Below are 21,233 nucleotides of genomic sequence, written 5' to 3'. Positions count from 1 at the left end.
GCCCGCCTTGTGCGGGCGTTGTCGTCTCTGGTTGCAGAAAACTCGATCTCGGCGATTCCACTCTTCGCCGAAAAGCGCTACCTGTCCGCCCCATGACAGGATCCCAATCCAACATCGTTCACGTGATCGGCGCCGGTCTCGCTGGTTCCGAGGCTGCCTGGCAAGTGGCGAAATCCGGCGTCCCCGTGGTGCTGCACGAAATGCGGCCGGCTCGCATGACCGAGGCGCACCGCACCGATGGGCTCGCCGAGCTCGTCTGCTCTAACTCGTTCCGCTCAGACGACCCCGCCAACAACGCCGTCGGCCTCTTGCACGCGGAGATGCGCCGGCTCGACTCGCTGATCATGCGCGCGGCCGATGCCAACCAGGTGCCCGCCGGCGGCGCACTCGCGGTCGACCGCGACGGTTTCTCGGCGGCGGTCACCAAGGCGCTGAACGATCATCCCCTGATTGAGATCGCCCGTGGCGAGGTGGCAGGCCTGCCGCCGGCCGACTGGAGCAACGTCATCGTCGCCACCGGCCCCCTCACCTCTGCGCCGCTGGCCGACGCCATCCGCGACCTGACCGACGAGAACGCGCTCGCTTTCTTCGACGCCATCGCGCCCATCGTGCACCGCGAGTCCATCAACATGTCGGTGGCCTGGTTCCAGTCGCGCTACGACAAGGTCGGCCCCGGCGGCAACGGCGCCGACTACATCAACTGCCCGATGACCAAGGAGCAGTATGACGGCTTCGTCGCCGCGCTGATCGCCGGCGAGAAGACCGAATTCAAGGAATGGGAGACCAACACGCCCTATTTCGATGGCTGCCTACCGATCGAAGTGATGGCGGAGCGCGGTCCCGAGACGCTGCGCCACGGTCCCATGAAGCCCGTCGGCCTCACCAATCCGCACGATCCCGCCACGAAAGCTTATGCGATCGTGCAGCTCCGTCAGGACAACAAGCTCGGCACGCTCTACAACATCGTCGGCTTCCAGACGAAATTGAAGTACGGCGAGCAGCAGCGCATCTTCCGCACCATTCCCGGGCTGGAGAAGGCCGAGTTCGCCCGACTCGGCGGCCTGCATCGCAACACCTTCCTGAATTCGCCAAAGCTGCTCGACGGCCGGTTGCGGCTGCGCGCACAGCCGCGGCTGCGCTTTGCCGGCCAGATGACAGGCTGCGAGGGCTATGTGGAATCCGCCAGCGTCGGCTTGATCGCCGGCCTTTATGCAGCAGCGGACGCGCGCGGCGAGACACTTGTCGGTCCGCCGGGCACGACCGCGCTCGGTTCGCTACTCGGCCACATCACCGGCGGCCATATCGAGACCATCGAACCGGGCACACGGTCGTTCCAGCCGATGAACATCAATTTCGGCCTGTTCCCGCCGCTTGCGACGGCGCCGACCAAAAAGGCTGACGGCACGCGGCTGCTCGGCAACGAGAAGACGGTGGCCAAGAAGCAGGCGCTGAGTGCACGGGCGCTCGCTGATCTCGATCGCTGGATCGCCGATCACCTGCGCATTGCCGCCGCCGCGTGAGCTTTCGATGAGCCTCCCCAAAGACGACGCCGCAGAGCTGTCGGTGCGCTGGACCGAAGGCGTGTTGCTCAAGCGCGACGTGTTCTCGACCGTCGAGCGCGGCCGCTTCCGCACCGAGAACGGCGAGTCCGACGCGGTGCTGCGCCGGCTCGACCAGGTGCCATGGTGGTCGTTTCTGCTGGCACGCCATCTGTTCGCCCGCGAGAAGCACGCGTTGGTGCGCGCCAAAGGCCTCGAGGTCGGTCCCGAGCTGCTATGGGCCGGACGCCGCGCGCTGGTGCGCGGCTTCGTTGACGGTGTCGCGCTGCATCTGGCAAAGCCGCATGGCGATCTCGCCTACTTCCGCTCGGCCAAGGCCGCGCTTCGCCGGCTGCGCCGCGCCGGTATCTGCCACAACGATCTCGCCAAGGAACAGAACTGGCTGGTCGGCCGCGACGGTCGCGCCTATGTGACCGACTTCCAGCTTGCGGCTTGCTTTGCGCGGCGCGGCCGGCTCTATCGCATCCTCGCCTATGAAGACCTGCGGCATCTGCTGAAGCACAAACGCTCCTACGCGCCGGAGGCGCTGACGCCACGGGAGCGGAAGATCCTGGCAAAGAAGTCGTTCGCCGCGAGCCTGTGGCTCGCCACCGGCAAGAAGATCTATCGCGCCATCACCCGCGGCCTGTTCAACTTTACCGACCGCGAGGGCGGCGGCCGGCGGCTCGTCAATGACGCGCCGGTGCTGGCTGAGCTGATCCGCCGGAATCCCGCCGTACGCGACGCCGCCATCGTCGCCTTTGCCGACCGCCGCTCCGGCGTCGGGCTCTATGCCTTCGTCGAAGCCGACCAGACAGCGCTCGAAGGCGAGCTCCGCAGCGAGCTCGCAGCGGCAAAGGGACCGAAGCCGCCCGAGCACATCCAGATCGTGCACGCCTTGCCGCGCAACACCAGCGGCAAGCCGCGCACCGAGGTCCTGCAGCTGGTCGCAATGAACCAGCTCGACCTGATCGAGCCCATGATGAAGAACGAGCAGGACCGTGCCTTTCTCAAGGACATCCTGGAGCAGCGCAAGAACCTGCGCGACCGCTTCAATTTCGAGGCGAACCTACCGGCGAGTTGACATTGCGGCGTGCCTTGAAGCGTCCACATTGGCGATAGAGAAACTGTCGACTAACGCGGGGCCGGCAAGGATTATGGGCGCTCGGGGGACGATGATGCAACGTGTGGCTGGCGGGATGATCGCAGGCCTTCTGCTGCTGGCGGCCACGCCCGCGATGGCCGACTCACCGGCCGAGCTGATCTCGGGCTTCCGTCTCAAGCATGGGGAGCCCCGCGTCGTCCGCGATGCCACCCTCGATCGCATCGCCATGGATCAGGCCCGCGCGATGGCGGCGAAGGACGACCTCAGTCACGACGCGCTCGGGCCCTTCAACCGCCGCGTCGCGCCGGCGGGCGCGGGCCGCGCCGCCGAGAACATCGCCTACGGTTACGACAATTTCGAGAAGACGCTGGGCCAGTGGATCGACTCCTCCGGGCATCGCAAGAACCTCCTGCTGCACAACGCCTCCCGCGTCGGCATTGCCAGCGCCAGGAATGCCAGCGGCAAGCGAACCTATTGGGCCATGGTCATCGCCGGCGATTACGAGCCGAAGAGCAAGGGTAAGGGCAAGAAGGACAAGGAGCCGCCGGTTGCCGTGAAGCGCGAGGCTGCTCCGGCAAGCAAGCCCAAATCCAGCAACTGCCACATCAAGCTACTCAGCCTCTGCATCTGAGACGAGCTCCGCGCTCTCGTGCCGTCTTGATAGCCGACATTCCGGCAGGCCTGCCCAGCAGTCCGCCGGAAGGCGTGCAGAGCCTGTCGGCGCAACTTGCAATAGGGCTGGTCGAACGCGTTCCGAAGTGAAATAATCCAGTCGAAACTGCCGCATATTTTGGCCCGATGCTGCAACGCATCCGGCGATATGGATTTGGTTTCCGATGCCCGCGCTCTCCCCGGACGTGGTGGCAGATCTGAAGCAGGAGAACGCTCGGCTCTTGGCCGAGTTGCGCGCCGCGCACGATCGGGAGAACGCGACTGCCGACGTCCTGAAAGTGATCGCGACCTCGTCCTCCGACGTGCAGCCGGTGTTCGACGCAATCGCTACCAGCGCCAACCGGTTGATCGGGGGCTTTTCCACCACAGTATTCCGTTTCGTCGGCGGAATTGCGCACCTTGCCGCGTTCACCCGCACCAATGCTGTCGCAGATGCGCATCTCACGCAGATGTTTCCGCGGCCCATTGCGGACTTTCCAAGCTTTCAACTCGCCTCGTTCGGAAAGGTCGTCCCCGTCCCCGATACCGAGGCCACCTCCGAACTGCAGATCCGAGACGTCGCCCGGTTACGCGGCTTCCGCGCGATGCTGTTCGCACCGATCATGAAGGGCGGAACTGCAATCGGCATGATCAGCGTCACGCGTCCCCAGCCGGGCAACTTTGCCGAGCACGACAAGCAGCTGCTGCGGACCTTTGCGGAGCAGGCCGTCATCGCCATAGATAATGCGAAGCTGTTCGGCGATGTACAGCAGCGTACAAACGACTTGACTGAATCGCTTCAGCAGCAAACCGCGGTCGGAGACGTTCTCAAAACGATCAGCCGCTCGACCTTCGATCTGCAGCCGGTGCTCGATACGCTCGTTCAGACCGCAGCGCGCCTGTGCAACGCCGAGATGGCATTCATCATGCGGCGCGAAGGCGATCTCTACCGCGCCGGAGCAGCGGTCGGTTACACCGCAGAGTACATCGAGTTCATCAAGAACCACCCCATCGCCCCGGGGCGCGGCACGATCACGGGGCGGGCGGTGACGGAAAAGCGTCCGGTCCAGATCTTCGATGTAGCCTCCGACCCAGAATACACGCTGCAGGAGGCGACGACCCTCGGCGGCCAGCATACAGCGCTTTGTGTACCGCTGCTGCGTCAGAACGAACCAATCGGGACAATTGTGCTCGCGCGCCAACGCACGGAGCCCTTCACCGAGAAGCAAGTCGAGCTCGTCACCACCTTCGCCGACCAGGCCGTCATCGCGATCGAAAATGTGCGCCTGTTTGATGAGCTTCGGCAACGGACCAATGACCTGAGCGAGTCATTGCAGCAGCAGACGGCGACTGCAGACGTGCTGAAAGTCATCAGCCGTTCCGCCTTCGACCTTCAGAAGGTGCTTGATACGCTGACGGAATCCGCAGCGCGCCTATGCAACGCGGATATGGCCGCCATTGCGCGCAAGGACGAGCGCGGTTTCTATCATGCCACCGGCTATAATTTTCGCGTGGATTGGGTCAAGGTCGCCGACGTCCACCGGCTTCAGGCCGGCAGAGGCAGCTTGATCGGGCGGGTTCTGCTCGAACAGCGGTCCGTTCAAATCCTCGATGTGCTGGCTGATCCCGAATATGCCTACCCGGACATGCAGAAGGCCGCAGGCTATCGCACGCTGCTCGGCGTGCCGATGATGCGCGAAGGCGAGCCGATCGGAGTGTTATTTCTGGGCCGCACAACCGTTCAATCCTTTTCCGAAAAACAGGTCGAGCTGGTTTCGACGTTTGCCGATCAGGCGGTCATTGCCATCGAGAACGTGCGTCTCTTCGAGGAAGTGCAAGCCACGAGCCGTGACCTGCAGGACGCACTGACATACCAAACCGGCAGCGCCAGTATTTTGAAAGTCATAGCGTCGTCGCCGACCGAGATCGATCCGGTCTTGAATGCGATTGTCGAAAGCGCCTGTGAGCTCTGCGAAAGCTCAGATGCGGTACTTCGCCTGAGAAGGGACAATCATCTTCAACTGGTTGCACATCACGGCCCGATAGTGCCCTCCCGCGCAACGTGGCCCATCAATCGCAAATGGACAGCCGGCCGCTCAATTCTCGACCGGTCTCCAGTCCAAGTGGGGGACATCACCTCGCCGGAAGGCGATGAATTTCCCGATGGAAGAGAACTCAGGCGCGATGACGGCGTGCGGACCATCCTCAGTGTACCGCTCTTGCGCGAAGGCGAAGGAATTGGCGCCATCACCCTTCGACGCACCGAGGTCAATCCGTTCAACGCCAAGCAGATTGCTCTACTTCAGACCTTCGCCGATCAGGCCGTGATCGCGATCGGCAATGTCCGGCTGTTCGAAGAGGTACGGGAGCGCACGCGCGAACTTACGGAATCCCTCGAGCAGCAGATCGCGACTGCGGAAGTCTTGGCGACGATCAGCTCGTCCGCAGGCGAGTTGGAGCCGGTCTTCGACAAGATGCTTGAGAAAGCGACCCGCGTCTGCGGAGCTCGATTTGGCACCATGAACCTCTATGAGGAAGGCGGCTTCCGCACGGTTGCACTCTACAACGCGCCGCAGGCCTATGTAGCTACCCGCCTGTACCAGAGCATTCGCCCGCATCCCGGCAGCGGTCTTGGCACCGTGGAGAAGACACATCAGCCCGTCCACATCGAGGACATCCGGAGCCAGCCGCCTTACATTGAAGGAAATCCCAACGTCCGCGCGCTCGCCAACCTTGCCGGAGCAAGAACCCTCGTCATCGTGCCCATGCTTAGGGAAGACGAGCTTATCGGGACGATCACGATTTTCCGCCAGGAGGTGAAGCCATTCACTTCAAAGCAAATCGCGTTGGTTGCCAATTTCGCTAATCAGGCCGTCATCGCGATCGAGAACGCTCGTCTGTTGAATGAACTGCGCAAACGCACAAAGGAGCTCTCGCAGTCTCTCGAAGAGCTGCGCGCGACACAGGATCGTCTGATCCAGACTGAAAAGCTCGCCTCACTTGGCCAGCTAACCGCAGGCATCGCGCATGAGATCAAGAACCCGCTCAATTTCGTCAACAACTTCTCATCGCTCTCGTCGGAATTGATCGGCGAGCTGAACGAGAAGCTGCGCGCGACCGAGCTGGACGAGGCGGTCAGGCAGGAGATCGACGAACTCACGCAGGTGCTTCAGGCCAACCTCGCAAGAATCGTGCAGCACGGCGCACGCGCCGATTCCATCGTGAAGAACATGCTGCTGCATTCGCGACAGGGTTCTGGCGAGCGCCGCGCCGCCGACATCAACGGGATCGTCGAGGAAGGCCTCAATCTGGCCTATCACGGCGCGCGCGCGGAAAGGCCGGATTTTCACATTACGCTCGAGCGAAAGCTCGATCCCTCTGCGGGGATTGTCGGCGTGTACCCGCAGGAAATCACGCGGGTCTTCCTCAATCTGATCTCAAACGGCTTCTATGCCGCCATGAAACGCAAGGAAGTCGCCGGCGATGGGTTCGAGCCCGTTCTTAGCGCGACAACAAAGGGTCTCGACCGCGCCGTGGAAATCCGCATTCGCGACAATGGCACCGGAATTCCTGCCGAGGTGAGGGAGAAGATATTCAGTCCGTTCTTCACAACCAAGCCGGTCGGCGAAGGAACCGGGCTCGGCCTGTCGATATGTCACGACATTATCGTGAAACAACATGGCGGCAGCATCGATTTCGAGACCGAGCCAGGCGCCTTTACGGAGTTCATCATCACGCTGCCACGCACCGCGGCCAGCCCTATGCAGTCCGGAGACAAGGGGTGAGCGTGTACATTTTGGTGGTTGACGACGAGCCGGACGTCGAAGTGCTGTTTCGCCAGCAATTCCGACGCGATCTGCGCGCCGGCCGCTTTCTGATGGAATTTGCATCGTCGGCGCCGATGGCGCTACAGCGCGCCATGGAGTTCCGCGATGCAACACTCATTCTAATCCTTTCAGACATCAATATGCCCGGCATGAGCGGGCTCGAGATGTTGCCGATTGTACGTGCGGCCCGGCCCGACGTCCCCGTGATCATGATTACGGCTTACGGCGATACCGAAACCAAACGCAAAGCGCTGGACAGCGGCGCGACTGATCTGTTGACCAAACCAATTGACTTTGCGGCGCTGCGCCGGGAGATCGAGGCGAGGCTCGGTCGCACCGCATGATCGTCATGCGGGCGCAGCTCGGTGCGCCTGCAGGCCCACGTCAGCTCTTGCCCGCTATTGCTCGCATGCGTCATTGTGTCTAACTCTGGGAACCCGATGGCAGAGGTTCTCACGTGATCGACACCGACCAAATACGAGCCGACACACCGGCCGCCGCCCGGCTCGCCTACCTCCATAACGCCGGCGCAGCTCTCATGCCAACGGCCGTTGCCGCGGCGATGAAACAGCATATCGACCTCGAAAGCGAAATTGGCGGCTATGCCGCTGCCGATCGCGAGTCCGATCGGCTCGATGCGGTGTATGGCTCTGTGGCGCGCCTGCTCAATGCGGCACCTGACGAGATCGCCCTGGTTGAGAACGCGACGGTTGCCTGGCAGATGGCGTTCTACGCGCTGCCGTTCCACAAAGGGGACCGTATCCTGACAGCCGAGGCGGAATACGCTGCCAATTACGTCGCCTTTCTTCAGATCGCGAAACGAACCGGCGCGACGATCGATGTCGTGCCGAGCGATGCCCGCGGCGAGCTCGACGTGCACGCGCTCGAGCGCATGGTCGATGAGCGCACAAGGCTCATCGCCATCACCTGGGTTCCCACCAATGGCGGGCTGGTCAATCCCGCCGCGGCGGTCGGCAAGATCGCGCGGGCGCACGGCATTCCCTACCTGCTGGACGCGTGCCAAGCGGTCGGGCAGATGGCGGTCGACGTCGAAGCGATCGGCTGTGACATGCTGTCCGCCACGGGTCGCAAATTCCTGCGCGGCCCGCGCGGCACCGGTTTTCTCTACGTCCGCCGCGCGCTGCTGCAACAGCTCGAGCCGCCGATGATCGACCATTTCGCAGCGCCCTGGGTCGCACGCGATGAATATCGGCTCCGCGACGATGCGCGCCGTTTCGAGACCTGGGAGAACAATTATGCGGCCCGGCTGGGGCTCGGCGCTGCCGTCGATTATGCGCTCGACATCGGCATGGACCTGATCGAGCAGCGCTGTCGCCTGCTCGCGGGCCGCCTTCGTGATGGTCTCGGCTCCATCCGCGGCATCACCATTCGCGACCTCGGACGCGCGCCGGGCGCCATCGTCAGCTTCACGATGGACGGGTATGAGGCGGACGCCATTGTGAGGAGCGCCGCGGCCGCCGGCATCACGATCGGCGCGTCAGATCCGTCGAGCACTCGCATCGATGCCGAACTCCGCTCGCTGCCGCCGCTCGTGCGGGCCTCCCCGCATTACTACAACACCGAAGCCGAGATCGATCGGCTGATCGGTCACCTCGCGGCTCTGGCGTCGCGATAGCGGCATCGCCGCGCACCGCTCAGGTGCAGCGCGCGCTCAGTCCGGATGCGCTGAGCCTTGCCATCACCTCGTCGAGATGCGCGCTGTCACGGGTCTCGATGACCAGCTGCAGCAGCGTCGCCTTGGCCGGAAGGTCGGAGAAGGTCCGCTGGTGCGAGACCTCGATGATGTTGGCGCCGGCTTCGGCCAGAAGCGCGGCCACGGCGGCCAGCTGCCCGGGCCGATCGGGAATATCGAGGGACAGTTGCGTCAGTCGCCCCTCGCGGGCCAGCTCGCGGGTGAGGACGGAGGCGATCAGCCGCGTGTCGATATTGCCTCCGCTCAGTACGAGGCCAACCTTCTGGCCGGCGAAGCGGGACGGATCGGACATCAGGGCGGCGAGGCCGGCGGCGCCGGCGCCCTCGACCACCGTCTTCTCGATCGAGATCAGGGTTGCGACCGCACGCTCGAGCTCGGCTTCATTGACCAAGGCGATGTCATCAACGAGACGACGGACGATTTCCGTGGTGATCTTGCCCGGCGATTTCACCGCGATGCCTTCGGCCAGCGTGTCGCCCCGCGCCGGCAGGTTGCCGTCATGGATCGCATTGTACATCGACGGGTAGAGCCAGGCCTCGACGCCCAATATCCGCAGCGACGGCTTGATCGATTTCGCGGCGATGGCGATACCGCTGATCAATCCGCCGCCACCTATCGGAACGACCAGCGTGTCGAAATCCGGTACCGCCTTGAGCATTTCCAGCCCGATCGTGCCCTGCCCCGCGATGACAAGCGGATCGTCATAGGGGTGGACGAAGATCATGCCGCGCGCCTCACCATGGCTGCGCGCAAAGGCGGCGGCTTCCTCCAGCGTCGCGCCCGTGACCACCACCTCGGCGCCGTGATGCCTGGTGTTCTCGATCTTCACCATGGGCGTGCCGATCGGCATGACAATGGTGGCGGGAATGCCGAGCCGCTTGGCGTGGTAGGCAACGCCTTGGGCGTGGTTGCCCGCGGACATTGCAATCACGCCCCGCGCACGCTCTTCCGGCGTCAGCGCAGTGAGCCGGTTGAGCGCGCCGCGCTCCTTGAACGAGGAGGTGAACTGGAGGTTCTCGAATTTCAGCCAGATGTCGCAGCCGCAGATACTGCTCAGTGTCCGGCTATGGCTGCAGGGCGTCTCGACCACGGCGCCACGGATGGTCTCGGCGGCGGCAAGAATGTCGCTGGGTGCGACCGGAAAGCCGCTGAGATCGGACGCGCTTCGGGACAAGTCAGCCATAGGACAACATAGAGCATTTGCCCGGCTCAGGCGACAAGCCAGGCGCTATTTGGTAAATTCACGCGATCGCGAGGCGCGCCACAGCGTCCAGAGCGTGCGCAGCCGCGACGACGGCTGCAGCGTAAACGGGTTGCGTTCCGGACGCGACAGGCGCTTGAGATCGGCCTGCGCCTGGCTCAACGGCAGAAACGCCGGCCGCATGGACGGTGCCACCTGTGCCAGCAGCGACGAAGCCGTCGTCAGATGCTGCCGGGCTTCACCCGCAAGCTGCTCCAGCACCGCATGCAGATTGGGTGTCTCCTTGCCGGCGAAGACATCCTCGATGCTGCAATTGTGCCTCTCCATCAGCTGCTGCGGCAGGAACAATTGCCGGTGCGCGGCGTCGCGCGGCAAATTGGCGATGACCTGCACGATGCCCTGCGCCAACCCGGCATGGCGGGCGAGATGCTCGACCGCCTCCGACGGCGGTCCCAAGACCTGCGCCGCCAGACCGAACAGCGCCGACGAGGTCGCGGCCAGATAGCCCTCCAGCGCGGCCATGGTCGGCATCGGGTCGTTGTAGAGATCGAACTGGTGCTCGTCGGCCAGCTGCGACAGCGGCTCGACCGGCAGGTTGAAATCACGGATCGCGCTGAGCAGCTCGGCTGCCACGGGATTGCCCTCGGCGCCGCCGTGGACATGGCCCGACAGCATGTCTGTCCACCATTGCAGGCGGATCTCGCCGGGCAAAGGCTGGCTCACCTGGTCACGGACGCGGACGATCTCGACGTTGAAGGCATACAGGGCCAGCAACGCACGGCGCTCGGCGACCGGCGCGAACAGGGTCGCGGCGTAACGCGGAAAGTCATGGCTTCGCACCAGATCGGCGCAGAAGGCAACGGAGTCGGGCGGCGGCGCAGGGCTGCTCATGGCACGGCGATCAGCGCAGCAGCAACGCGCCGCCGTTCGCCAATCATGATGTTGTAGGTGCGCACGGCGGGTCCGGTCTGCATTGTGTCCAGCACCACCCTCACCGCCTTAAGGGCCTGACGCAACTCCGGCGGCGGCAGCCACAGCCCGGTTCCGGTGCCGACCAGGAGCGTGTCGATGCTGTTGGCGGCCGTGAAGATCCGATCCAGCGAATAGCGATCGATCTTCGCGGGGTCCGTCACGTCCCAGGCCCAGATCGCGTCCGGCAGGCAGAGCAGCGAACCCCGATGCGACATACCGGCAAAGGCGAAGCCGCCCTTGCCATAGGCCTCGATCGGCGCCGAGCGCGGGAAATGCGGAGCATTGGGATCGCCGGCCATGAGCTTCGTCCGAATGGGGCTTACTGCCCTCGCAAACTCCTGCGAGGGCATGAGGTTCGGATCATGCCTTGCTTTTCTTCGCCGGCGCAGCCGTATCGGGCGCATCTTCGCGATGCTCGCCGACGCCGAGGTAGATCAGGATCGGGGCCGCAATGAAGATCGAGGTATAGGTGCCGACCAGCACCACGCCGAACATCATTACTGCGGTAAAGCTGTGGATCGCGTGCCCGCCGAACAACAGCAGCGCGAGCAGCGCCAGCGTCACCGTGAAGTGAGTGATGATCGAACGCGAGAGCGTCGAGTTGATGGACTCGTTGAGAAGCTGCGGCATTGGCATCTTCTTGTAGCGCCGCAGCATTTCACGGATACGATCGTAGATGACGACGGTATCGTTGAGCGAATAGCCCAAGATCGTCAGCAGTGCTGCGATGCTGGTCAGGTCGAAATCGACCTGGCTGATCGACATGAAGCCGATGGTCAGCACGATGTCGTGCACGTTCGCGATCATGGCGCCGAGCGCGAACTGCCATTCGAAGCGGAACCAGAGATAGACCAAGATGCCGACGATCGCGAGCATCAGGCCGAGCATGCCGTAGGCCAGCAATTCGCCTGAGACGCGCGGGCCGACCACCTCGACGCGGCGATATTCGACGGAGTCGCCGAGCGCGGCGCGAACCTTCTGCACGGCCTCCTGCTGGGCGGCGTCGCCGCCGGGCTGCTCCGCGACGCGGATCAAGACGTTCTCGGGTCCGCCAAACTGCTGGAGCTGGACCTCGCCGAGACGCAGAGCATCCAACGTCGTGCGCATCGCCGCGATGTCGGCGGCGCCCGACTTCGCCTTGACTTCCAGCAGCGTGCCGCCGCGGAAGTCGATGCCGAAATTCAGGCCATGGGTGAAGAACAACACGATCGCGAGGATCGACAGCGCGGCCGAGATCGGGAAGCTAATGCGGCGGAAGCGTGTGAAGTCGAAATGCGTATCGTCAGGGACGATGCGGAGCGACGGCAGCCAGCCAAACACCGAGACCACGGTGAGAATGGCAATAAGGACGCCGAGCCCGATGAGAACGGTGTGAGTCAAGATCAGGCTCCTAGATCGGCACGCTCTGCGGCCGCTTCCACCGCACCCACCAGGCGACGATCAGCCGGGTCATGGTGAAGGCGGTGAACACCGTGGTGATGATGCCGATGCCGAGCGTCACGGCAAAGCCGCGCACGGGGCCGGTGCCGATGTAGAACAGCACCGCGGCAGCAATGAAGGTGGTGATGTTGGAATCGAGGATGGTCGCGAGCGCCCGCTTGAAGCCGGCGTCGATGGCCGAGATCGCGTTGCGACCGCCGCGCAGCTCCTCGCGGATACGCTCGTAGATCAGCACGTTGGAGTCCACCGCGATACCAACGGTGAGCACGATGCCGGCGATGCCGGGCAACGTCAGCGTCGCATTGAGCAGCGACAGCAGCCCGAAGATCATCGCGACGTTGATGGCCACTGCGATGTTGGCGAACACCCCGAACAGACGGTAGGTCAGCAGCATGAAGACGATGACGAGGATCGAGCCGACATAGGCCGCCAACTCGCCCTTCTCGATCGAATCCTGACCGAGGCCCGGACCGACGGTGCGTTCCTCGACCACCGTGAGCGGTGCCGGCAGCGCGCCGGCACGCAGCAGGATCGCGAGATCGTTGGCCGATTGCACCGTGAAATTGCCGGAGATCTGACCCTGACCGCCGGTGATCGGCTCGCGGATCACGGGCGCCGAGATCACCTTGTTGTCGAGCACGATCGCAAAGGGCAGTCCGACGTTCTCCGTCGTGGCCTGCGAGAACTTGCGCGCGCCCGAGGTGTTGAACTTGAAGCTGACGACCGGCTCGCCCGTACGCTGGTCGAAGCTCGCCTGGCCGTCGGTCAGGTCGCCGCCCGCGACCAGCACCTGCTTCTTGACCACGTAGGGCGTGGGCGGTGGCGATGCGCTCATCAACAGCTCGGATTCCGGCGGCAACCGCCCCTGCTGCGCCTGATCCGGCGGCACGGAGGTGTCGACCATGCGGAATTCCATCTTCGCGGTCTTGCCCAGCAGTTCCTTCAGGCGCGTCGGGTCCTGAAGACCCGGGACCTGCACTAGGATGCGGTCATTGCCCTGGCGCTGGATCACGGGCTCGACGGTGCCGAGCTCGTTGACGCGGCGTTCGACGATTTGGATCGACTGCTCGATGGTCTTGCGCATGCGGTCGAGCATGGCGGCCTGCGGGATGCTCAGGCGGATTACACCACCGCCGGCATCTGCCACCTCAAGGTCGCGCTGACCGCTGGATCCCATGAGGCCGCCCAACGGCTGGGACAGCTCCCGCAGCTTGGCGAGTGCGGCCGGCGCATCGGATTCCTTGGTGACACGAACCTCGACCGCGTCGTTACGCACGGTAACGCCACCCGTGAAGCCGATCTTGGCATCGCGCAGCGTCCGGCGAACGTCGTCGCGGACCTGGTCGAGCCGCTCCTTCTTCACGTAGTTGGAATCGACCTCGAGTAGCAGGTAGGAGCCGCCCTGCAGGTCGAGGCCGAGCACGAGCCGCCGCTGCGCCCAGGCGGGCCAGGTCTTGACCTGCGCCTCGGGGAAGAAGTTGGGGACCGCGCAGAGGCACACGATCAGCGCCGTCAGGATAATCCCCAGCGCCCTCCACCGCGTGAAATACAACATCGACTGGACCTGTCAGATCAGGAGACTTGAGCGACTCGCGCGGGCGCTCACTTTGCCGCTGTGTCGTCCTTGGCGCTTTCCTTCGAGCTTTCCTTGGCCGGCTCGCCCTTGGCTCGCACGCCCGAGATCATCTGGCGCATCTGCCGCACGCGCACGCCATCGGAAATCTCGAACTCGATCTGGTCGTCGTCGACGACCTTGGTGACCTTGCCGACGAGGCCTCCCGAGGTCACGATGGTGTCGCCGCGGCGGATGTTCTTCACGAGCTCGGCGTGGTCGCGGACCTTCTTCTGCTGCGGACGCAGAATCAGGAAGTACATGATCACGAAGATCAGCGCGAACGGCAGCAGCGACATCAACATGCTGTTGGTGTCGCCGGCGCCCGCGGCCTGGGCATACGCAGGGGTAATCAGCATTCGGACGATCCTCGTGAGAACAGGGGAAAGCCGGTCAGGCCCTCAAAGGCGACCGGTTCGGTCAAATTCGCGCGGACTATAGCGGCCATTGCCCCAATTGCAACGCTGCCAGACTGCCCTTTTGGGGCACCTTGCGACGCGCCGTCAGGCCCGATATGGCTGCGTTCTCAGGAACTTCGGACATGCCCAAAAAACCAAACAAAAGCCCGGCCGGCAAAGGCCCCCTCACCCCTGCCAGGAAGCTCGCCCACGTCGCGGCAAAACGCCCCACGGCAGCCTCCAAAGCCATCGCCACAGCCCCAGACCTCTCCCAGGAGCGCATCGTCCGCGCGCTGGAGACGATCGCGGCGCACCTCTCCGCCCAGAGCAAGCCAGCCGTCGAGTGCGAATCGTTCGAACGGGCGGATGCCTATGTCTGGCATCCGGACGGGCGCCTTGCGGCCGTGCCGCGGGTTAGCCGCGTCGAGCTGTTCCTGCTGAAGGGCGTCGACCGGATGCGCGACATCCTGATGGAGAACACCGAGCGCTTCGCCAACGGCCTGCCGGCCAATAACGCCCTGCTCTGGGGCGCACGCGGCATGGGCAAGTCGTCGCTGGTGAAGGCGGCGCATGCCAGCATCAACGCGGAACGCAAACCGGCCGACAAGCTGAAGCTGATCGAGATCCATCGCGAGGACATCGAGAGCCTGCCCGCGCTGATGGAGCAGCTGAGGGCCTCGTCCTTCCGCTTCATCGTGTTCTGCGATGACCTCTCCTTCGACGGCAATGATGCCTCCTACAAATCGCTCAAGGCCGTGCTCGAAGGCGGCATCGAAGGCCGGCCCGAGAACGTCGTCCTCTACGCCACCTCCAACCGCCGCCATCTGCTGGCGCGCGAGATGATCGAGAACGAGCGCTCGACCGCGATCAATCCGGGCGAAGCGGTCGAGGAGAAGGTGTCACTGTCGGATCGCTTCGGCCTCTGGCTCGGCTTTCACCGCTGCAGCCAGGACGAATATCTCGCCATGGTACGCGGCTATTGTAGCCATTTCGCCATCAAGATCGGCGACGAGGCGCTGGAGCGCGAGGCGCTGGAATGGTCCACGACACGCGGCTCGCGCTCGGGCCGCGTCGCGTGGCAGTTCGTGCAGGAGCTGGCGGGACGGCTCGGCGTGAAGCTGACGGCGAAGTAAGGCTCGCCGTCACCTCACTCACGACTGTCATCGTCCGCCTTGTGCGCAAGTGCGCACAAGGCGGACGATGACAGCGTGTTTTTGGCGAGGGTGTGCCCGACCGAAGGTGCGCCTCACGCCCCATTCAGGAATTGAAGCGGGTCAACCGGGCTTGATCCCTTGCGGATCTCGAAGTGGAGCTGCGGCGACGCCACCTCCCCGGATTGACCCGACTTGGCAATGACCTGACCGCGCTTGATGGTATCGCCGCGCTTCACCAACAGCTCACTCGCATGGGCATATGCGGTGACGTAGCCGTTGGAGTGCCGAACCAGGACCAGATTGCCGTACCCTTTCAGCTCGTTGCCGGAATAGGCGACGACGCCGTCTTCGGCCGCCTTGACCGGCGTCCCCTCGGGCACTGCGAGATTGATTCCATCATTGGCCTTGCCATTGGTTTTGGCGCCGTAGCTCGTGACCACCTTGCCGCGGACCGGCCAGCGGAAGGTCGGCAGCGCACCGGTGGCCTCCGCGGCCTTCGGCGGGGTCTCGGCGGGCTTCTCTTCGACATTGGCCGTCGCCTGAGCGAGGCGCGCACTCTGCACCGGCGCGGCAGCAGCGGCCATCTTGGTGGCGGGCGCCGGAGCAGCCGCTACGGGCTGGAGCATTCCGGCCACCGGAGCAGCCCCGACCGGCGCCGCAGCAACCGGCGCCGCGACGGCCGCAGTCTTCGCGCCGGGCACGGTCAGCTTGGCGCCGAGCTTGAGTTTGGCAGACGGATCGAGGCCATTTGCACGGGCGAGTTCAGCCGCCGAGATTCGATTCTTCCGCGCAATGCTGGCGAGCGTATCGCCGCGATTGACGAAATGGGTGCTCGACGGCGCAGTCGTGGCCGCAACCGGCTTGGCAGCGGGCGCCGCCGCAACGGGCGCCACCGCAGGCGCCGGCGCAGCGGCGGTCGCCGGATGCGGGATGATAAGCTGCTGCCCCGGCGAGAGCGCGCGCGGGCCCTTGTAGCCGTTGGCGGCAAGGATAGCCTGCGGCGTGACGCGATAGCGCTTGGCGAGCACGTCGAGCGTATCGCTGGTGCCGACGATGATCTTGGTCCCGCCGGCCGGCTGGGCGGCCGCGACCGAGTGCGGCGGCACGGTGGCCGTGGTCTCGAGATGCGGCTGCGCCGGAGGCGCGTAGGAGCTGACGCCGCGCCCTCCCCCGGAGACTCCCCCACCGGACGCAGCGGGGTAGGATTGCGGCGCGGACACGGCCGGCGGCGGCAAGGGCTGCGACTGATAATGACCGGGCTGCGTCTGCGGCCGCGCATATTGCGGCAGCTCACGCTGCGGCGGGGGTGCCTGCTGCACCGACCCCGTGGCTTCCGAGGCGAAGGGGTTGGAGAAATTCGTCTGGGACAGCCGCGACGACATGTCGGCGCTGCACCCTGCGAAGCTGAAGGAGATCAGCGCCAGCACCGCGACCTGCGGCACGCGGCGCGAGTAAAGCAACTCGGCGACAGCGAACATGGTTACTCACTCGTACGCAACAGAACTGGTGTTTTAAGTAAACACGCGTCGAGTAAATAACGCCTTAACCCTCCCAATAAGGTGTTGGCGGCGCAGCCGATCCGGGATTCTACAGCTCCCGCGCCACGCCGGGCAGTGCCGGCACGAAGCGGACCTCGACGAGTTCCCTGCGGTCGATCCCGGTTTCGCTACGGGTCAAGCGGGTCAGCGTCTGTACGCCCTGATGCGGGCCGACGGGAGCGATCAGGATGCCTCCGACCTCCAGCCGCTCGACCAGGTTCGCCGGAATCTGCTCCATCGCGGCGGTGACGATGATGCGGTCGAACGGACCGATATTGGGAGGCAGATTGAGACCGTCGCCGAGCATCACCTCGACATTGTGACAATCGAGCTTTTCGAGCCGGGCGCGTGCCGTGTCGGCGAGCTTGCGATAGCGCTCGACTGTCAGCACCTGGCCAGAAAGGCGCGACAATACGGCCGCCTGATAGCCAGAGCCGGTGCCGATTTCGAGGACCCGGTGCTGCTTCTGGAGCTGGAGCTGCTCGGTCATGTAGGCGACCACAAAGGGCTGGCTGATGGTCTGCCCGCAGGCGATCGGCAGTGCGCTGTCGAGATAGGCGCCGTCGCGATCGGACTCGTCGACGAAAAGCTCGCGCGGCACCGCCTCCATGGTCCTAAGCACGGCCTGATCGCTAATGCCCCGACGCCTCAGCGTCAGCTGAAACATCATCTTTTCCGGCGGGTGCTGATCGGACGTCATAGCTGCTGTTGCTCATCTCGTCTGGTGGATCGCGTACTGCACCGCAAGAACCCTAAACGAGAATCTTGTTCCGGCTCAGGAACTCATGGTAGCCTTTCGGCGCAGCATTTGACCACAATCGGGCTTTCAATCGCTAAGCCATTTGCGGGTTTGCGCTCGCCGAAACGCGCATTGCGTCCCCTATCGTTATCTGCGAACGTTTACGAGAATGGGCAAGGACTCACCTATGACTGCGACAGGGCTTTCGGGCCGCTCTGTTTTCCTCGTCGAGGACGAGGTCATGATCAGAATGATGGTCGCGGATATGCTGGAGGAGCTCGGCTACAAGGTTGCCGCCGAAGCGGGCGACATCACCGAGGCCATGCGGCTTGCGCAATCAACCGAGTTCGACCTGGCCATTCTGGACGTCAACGTCAATGGCAAGGTCATCTCGCCGGTGGCCGATGTCATCATGGCGAAGGGCTGCCCGTTCATCTTCGCCACCGGTTACGGCTCTTCCGGCCTGCCCGAACAATACCGCGACCGGCCGGCACTCCAGAAGCCGTTTCAGCTCGATGCACTCGGCAAGACCATCGAAGCCGCGCTTCGCGGCGGCTAGCCCTATTTCAGCGTCCGGCTCAGCTCTTCCGAAAACGCTTCATTGGTGCGATCGAGCCTGAGCGGCGTGACGGAAACGTAGCGCTCGCGCAGCGCCGCGAGATCGGTACCGTCCGCGGGCGTATCCATCATCGCGGTGCGTTCGAAGCCGATCCAGAAATAGGGATTGCCGCGGCCATCGCTGCGCTCGTCGATCTTGAGGAAGCCGAGATTGCGCTTGCCTTGGCGCGTCACGCGGACGCCCAGCACATCCTCCGGCGCACAGGACGGAAAGTTGACGTTGATGACGGTGTCTTTGGGAACGCCGGCAGCGATCACCTTGCGCAGGATGTCGGGCCCGAATTTGCGCGCGGTGTCCCACGGCGGCCGTTCGCGGGTCTCGACGCTGAACTCCTGCGACAGCGCGAATGACGGCAACCCTAAGATGGTGCCCTCCAACGCGCCGGCGATGGTGCCGGAATAGACCACGTCCTCGGCGACATTGCGGCCCTTGTTGACGCCGGACAGCACGACATCAGGCAGCTTCGCCCCCAGGATATGACGGGCCCCCATGATGACGCAGTCCGTCGGCGTGCCGCGCACCGCAAAGTGCCGCGGGCCGACCTCGCGCAGGCGCAAGGGATCGTTCAACGACAGCGAATGCGACACGCCGGACTGGTCGAGTTCGGGCGCCACCACCCAGACGTCGTCCGACAAGGCGCGCGCGATCTCCTCCACGACCTTGAGGCCGGGAGCGTGGATGCCGTCGTCATTGGTGCAGAGAATGCGCATGCGCGAGGTCGATTCCGAAAAGCCGTTTGACCTGTCATATCCGGCCGCGGCCCATCAGGCAAACCGGCTGATCAGGGCCTCCGGCACCAGGTTCCCGGCCTGGTCCCGCTAGCGGCGAATGCGCCATTGTGGCAGGAAGCGTGCGAGCCCGCCCTCCGCACGCAATTGCATCGCCGGTACAACCGGATTCACGACGGGAGCCTCGGTCACCCCGAGCTCCTTCAGATGCGCGACGAACGGGTCAGGTGTCGGCGCCTGCGGAAACCGTTCGCGTGCCACGGCCAGCGCCTTGTCGAAATCCGCAGCATTGACTCCGGGCTTGGCCCGTCGGCTCTGCACGCGATCCTCGTCCCAGAGCCGCGCGATCTCGATGTCGAGCACGCCGCGAAGGCGCTGATCGATGGCCTGGATCCCGGCACCTGTCACCGCCCACTGTCTGCCGATCCAGAAGATGTCGCGGTGCAAGGGCATGAACGGTGGGGTCGCGTTGAGGGGCCGGCAGGATAGCCGGCCGCCCGATCTTCGCAACGCGATTCTCGTCATGCCGCGATTTCGGACGCGAACCGGTGCCCACTTCGCGGGAAACGCTTTAGTCGCGCGCGATCACCTTCAGCCCGCCCATATAGGGCTGGAGCACGCTGGGGACCGCGATCGAGCCATCTTCCTGCTGGTAAGTCTCCATCACCGCAATCAGCGCGCGGCCGACTGCGGTGCCGGAGCCGTTCAGCGTGTGCACGAAGCGCGGCTTGCCGTCCGGCCCGCGCGAGCGCGCATCCATGCGCCGCGCCTGGAAGTCGCCGCAGACCGAGCAGCTCGAGATCTCGCGGAACATGCCGCCGTCGCCCTGTCCGGGCATCCAGACCTCGATGTCGTAGGTTTTTTGCGACGAGAAGCCCATATCTCCTGCACAGAGCGTCATCACGCGGTAGTGCAGGTCGAGCTTCTGCAACACCTGCTCGGCACAGGACAGCATCCGCTCCAGCTCATCCTTGCTGGTTTCCGGCGTGGTGATCGAGACCAGCTCGACCTTGGTGAACTGGTGCTGGCGGATCATGCCGCGCGTGTCGCGCCCGGCCGCGCCCGCCTCGGCACGGAAGCACGGTGTCAGCGCGGTGAGCCGCATCGGCAATTGCTTCTCGTCGAGAATGGACTCGCGCGCGAGATTGGTGAGCGACACCTCGGCGGTGGGGATCAGGCCGAGGCGCTCGGTCTTCAATCGCTCATGGTCGGGCGAGGCGAGCAGCTCGCCCTTGATCGCCCAGAACTGGTCGTCCTCGAATTTCGGCAGTTGCCCGGTGCCGAACATCACCTCGTTGCGCACCAAGAGCGGCGGATTGATCTCGGTATAGCCGTGCTCGGTCGTATGAAGATCGAGCATGAACTGGCCGATGGCGCGTTCGAGCCGCGCCAGCCCCTTCTTCAGCACGACGAAGCGCGCGCCGGAGAGTTTGGCCGCCGCCTCGAAATCCATATAGCCGAGCGCGGTGCCGAGATCGTCATGCAGTTTTGGCGCGAAGCCATAGTTGCGCTTGCTGCCGAACACGTGGTGCTGGACGTTGCCGTGCTCGTCGACGCCATCAGGCACTTCGTCGAACGGAATGTTCGGGATCGCCGACAGCTCGTTCGTCAGTTCCTCGTCGGCAGCCTTGGCGGCAGCTTCGAGCTGCGGCATCGTGGTCTTGAGCTCGGCGACCTCGGCCATCAGCTTGGCGGCGCGCGCCTCGTCCTTGGCCTTCTTGGCATCGCCGATCTCCTTCGAAGCCGCATTGCGCCGCGCCTGCGCCTGCTCGGAGGCGAGGATCGCCGTGCGCCGTCTCTCGTCGATCGCCAGCAGCGAGGCCGACATCGGCTTCAAACCGCGCCGTGCGAGGCCGGCGTCGAAGGCTTGCGGATTGTCGCGGATCGATTTGATGTCGTGCATGGCTGTTTTCCCGTCATGGCCGGGTTCATCCCGGCCATCCACGTGTCTGTCGCCTTAGATCAAGTCGTGGATGCCCGGGTCAAGCCCGGGCATG

At 64.3% G+C, this 21,233-nt stretch carries 19 protein-coding genes; 8 read left to right on the top strand and 11 right to left on the bottom strand.

All coding sequences use genetic code 11. The features are described 5' to 3' along the window. Positions 1–92: 92 nt before the first annotated feature. The 6 genes from trmFO to EHH60_RS04230 all read left to right on the top strand — a co-directional run bounded on the left by trmFO (position 93) and on the right by EHH60_RS04230 (position 8,757). Positions 93–1,520, top strand: coding sequence for a methylenetetrahydrofolate--tRNA-(uracil(54)-C(5))-methyltransferase (FADH(2)-oxidizing) TrmFO (trmFO, locus tag EHH60_RS04255; protein ID WP_124158198.1), 1,428 nt, complete (start codon positions 93–95; stop codon positions 1,518–1,520). 7 nt (positions 1,521–1,527) lie between these two features. After that, complete coding sequence (locus tag EHH60_RS04250; RefSeq protein ID WP_199751282.1) at positions 1,528–2,622, top strand: AMP-binding enzyme; 1,095 nt, start codon at positions 1,528–1,530, stop codon at positions 2,620–2,622. A gap of 94 nt (positions 2,623–2,716) precedes the next feature. Further along, entirely contained in the window at positions 2,717–3,274 is a 558-nt protein-coding gene (locus tag EHH60_RS04245; RefSeq protein ID WP_199751281.1) for a CAP domain-containing protein, read from the top strand. Positions 3,275–3,479: 205 nt separating this feature from the next. Beyond that, on the top strand, positions 3,480–7,079 hold the full coding sequence (locus EHH60_RS04240) for a GAF domain-containing protein (RefSeq protein WP_124158195.1): 3,600 nt from the start codon (positions 3,480–3,482) through the stop codon (positions 7,077–7,079). Continuing rightward, on the top strand, positions 7,076–7,465 hold the full coding sequence (locus tag EHH60_RS04235; protein WP_124158194.1) for a response regulator: 390 nt from the start codon (positions 7,076–7,078) through the stop codon (positions 7,463–7,465). Before EHH60_RS04240 ends, EHH60_RS04235 begins: the two co-directional genes overlap by 4 nt. Positions 7,466–7,578: 113 nt before the next feature. Next, positions 7,579–8,757: an aminotransferase class V-fold PLP-dependent enzyme gene (locus EHH60_RS04230; protein WP_124158193.1), complete on the top strand. Its 1,179-nt coding sequence runs from the start codon at positions 7,579–7,581 to the stop codon at positions 8,755–8,757. Between the two features lie 19 nt (positions 8,758–8,776). Here the strand turns inward: EHH60_RS04230 and EHH60_RS04225 are convergent, their stop codons facing one another. The 6 genes from EHH60_RS04225 to yajC form a co-directional block, all read right to left on the bottom strand. Beyond that, positions 8,777–10,018, bottom strand: a complete 1,242-nt coding sequence (locus tag EHH60_RS04225) for a threonine ammonia-lyase (RefSeq protein ID WP_124158192.1) — start codon at positions 10,016–10,018, stop codon at positions 8,777–8,779. A gap of 45 nt (positions 10,019–10,063) precedes the next feature. After that, positions 10,064–10,927, bottom strand: coding sequence for a phytoene/squalene synthase family protein (locus EHH60_RS04220; RefSeq protein WP_124158191.1), 864 nt, complete (start codon positions 10,925–10,927; stop codon positions 10,064–10,066). After that, complete coding sequence (locus EHH60_RS04215) at positions 10,924–11,307, bottom strand: Mth938-like domain-containing protein (protein ID WP_124158190.1); 384 nt, start codon at positions 11,305–11,307, stop codon at positions 10,924–10,926. The genes EHH60_RS04220 and EHH60_RS04215 overlap by 4 nt, the downstream gene beginning before the upstream one ends. Positions 11,308–11,368: 61 nt before the next feature. Then, a complete protein-coding gene (secF, locus tag EHH60_RS04210; protein ID WP_124158189.1) occupies positions 11,369–12,388 on the bottom strand; it encodes a protein translocase subunit SecF in 1,020 nt (339 codons plus the stop codon). A gap of 10 nt (positions 12,389–12,398) precedes the next feature. Beyond that, positions 12,399–14,003, bottom strand: a complete 1,605-nt coding sequence (secD, locus tag EHH60_RS04205) for a protein translocase subunit SecD (RefSeq protein ID WP_124158188.1) — start codon at positions 14,001–14,003, stop codon at positions 12,399–12,401. Positions 14,004–14,050: 47 nt separating this feature from the next. Continuing rightward, positions 14,051–14,419, bottom strand: a complete 369-nt coding sequence (yajC, locus tag EHH60_RS04200; protein ID WP_124158187.1) for a preprotein translocase subunit YajC — start codon at positions 14,417–14,419, stop codon at positions 14,051–14,053. Positions 14,420–14,601: 182 nt separating this feature from the next. On the opposite strand from yajC, the gene EHH60_RS04195 reads away from it, so the two are divergent. Next, positions 14,602–15,591, top strand: a complete 990-nt coding sequence (locus tag EHH60_RS04195; RefSeq protein WP_124158186.1) for an ATP-binding protein — start codon at positions 14,602–14,604, stop codon at positions 15,589–15,591. Positions 15,592–15,704: 113 nt separating this feature from the next. Here the strand turns inward: EHH60_RS04195 and EHH60_RS04190 are convergent, their stop codons facing one another. Together EHH60_RS04190 and EHH60_RS04185 are read right to left on the bottom strand one after the other, a co-directional pair. Beyond that, the gene (locus EHH60_RS04190; protein WP_124158185.1) at positions 15,705–17,090 is read right to left on the bottom strand and encodes a peptidoglycan DD-metalloendopeptidase family protein; all 1,386 of its coding nucleotides are present in this window, start codon (positions 17,088–17,090) and stop codon (positions 15,705–15,707) included. A gap of 109 nt (positions 17,091–17,199) precedes the next feature. Beyond that, positions 17,200–17,850, bottom strand: a complete 651-nt coding sequence (locus tag EHH60_RS04185) for a protein-L-isoaspartate(D-aspartate) O-methyltransferase (RefSeq protein ID WP_124158184.1) — start codon at positions 17,848–17,850, stop codon at positions 17,200–17,202. 226 nt (positions 17,851–18,076) lie between these two features. On the opposite strand from EHH60_RS04185, the gene EHH60_RS04180 reads away from it, so the two are divergent. Beyond that, the gene (locus EHH60_RS04180) at positions 18,077–18,448 is read left to right on the top strand and encodes a response regulator (RefSeq protein ID WP_027576223.1); all 372 of its coding nucleotides are present in this window, start codon (positions 18,077–18,079) and stop codon (positions 18,446–18,448) included. Positions 18,449–18,450: 2 nt separating this feature from the next. On the opposite strand, the gene surE is transcribed toward EHH60_RS04180, so the two are convergent. The 3 genes from surE to serS form a co-directional block, all read right to left on the bottom strand. Beyond that, on the bottom strand, positions 18,451–19,218 hold the full coding sequence (surE, locus tag EHH60_RS04175; protein ID WP_124158183.1) for a 5'/3'-nucleotidase SurE: 768 nt from the start codon (positions 19,216–19,218) through the stop codon (positions 18,451–18,453). Positions 19,219–19,326: 108 nt separating this feature from the next. After that, a complete protein-coding gene (locus tag EHH60_RS04170) occupies positions 19,327–19,689 on the bottom strand; it encodes a hypothetical protein (RefSeq protein WP_124158182.1) in 363 nt (120 codons plus the stop codon). 118 nt (positions 19,690–19,807) lie between these two features. Then, positions 19,808–21,139: a serine--tRNA ligase gene (gene serS, locus EHH60_RS04165; RefSeq protein ID WP_124158181.1), complete on the bottom strand. Its 1,332-nt coding sequence runs from the start codon at positions 21,137–21,139 to the stop codon at positions 19,808–19,810. Between the last annotated feature and the right edge of the window lie 94 nt (positions 21,140–21,233).

Origin of the sequence: Bradyrhizobium sp. RP6, from assembly GCF_003837805.1 — a bacterium.
In the GTDB taxonomy this organism is placed as follows: domain Bacteria; phylum Pseudomonadota; class Alphaproteobacteria; order Rhizobiales; family Xanthobacteraceae; genus Bradyrhizobium.
Note: the sequence above shows the minus strand (reverse complement) of the source record. Positions and strands in the feature narration are given on the sequence as shown.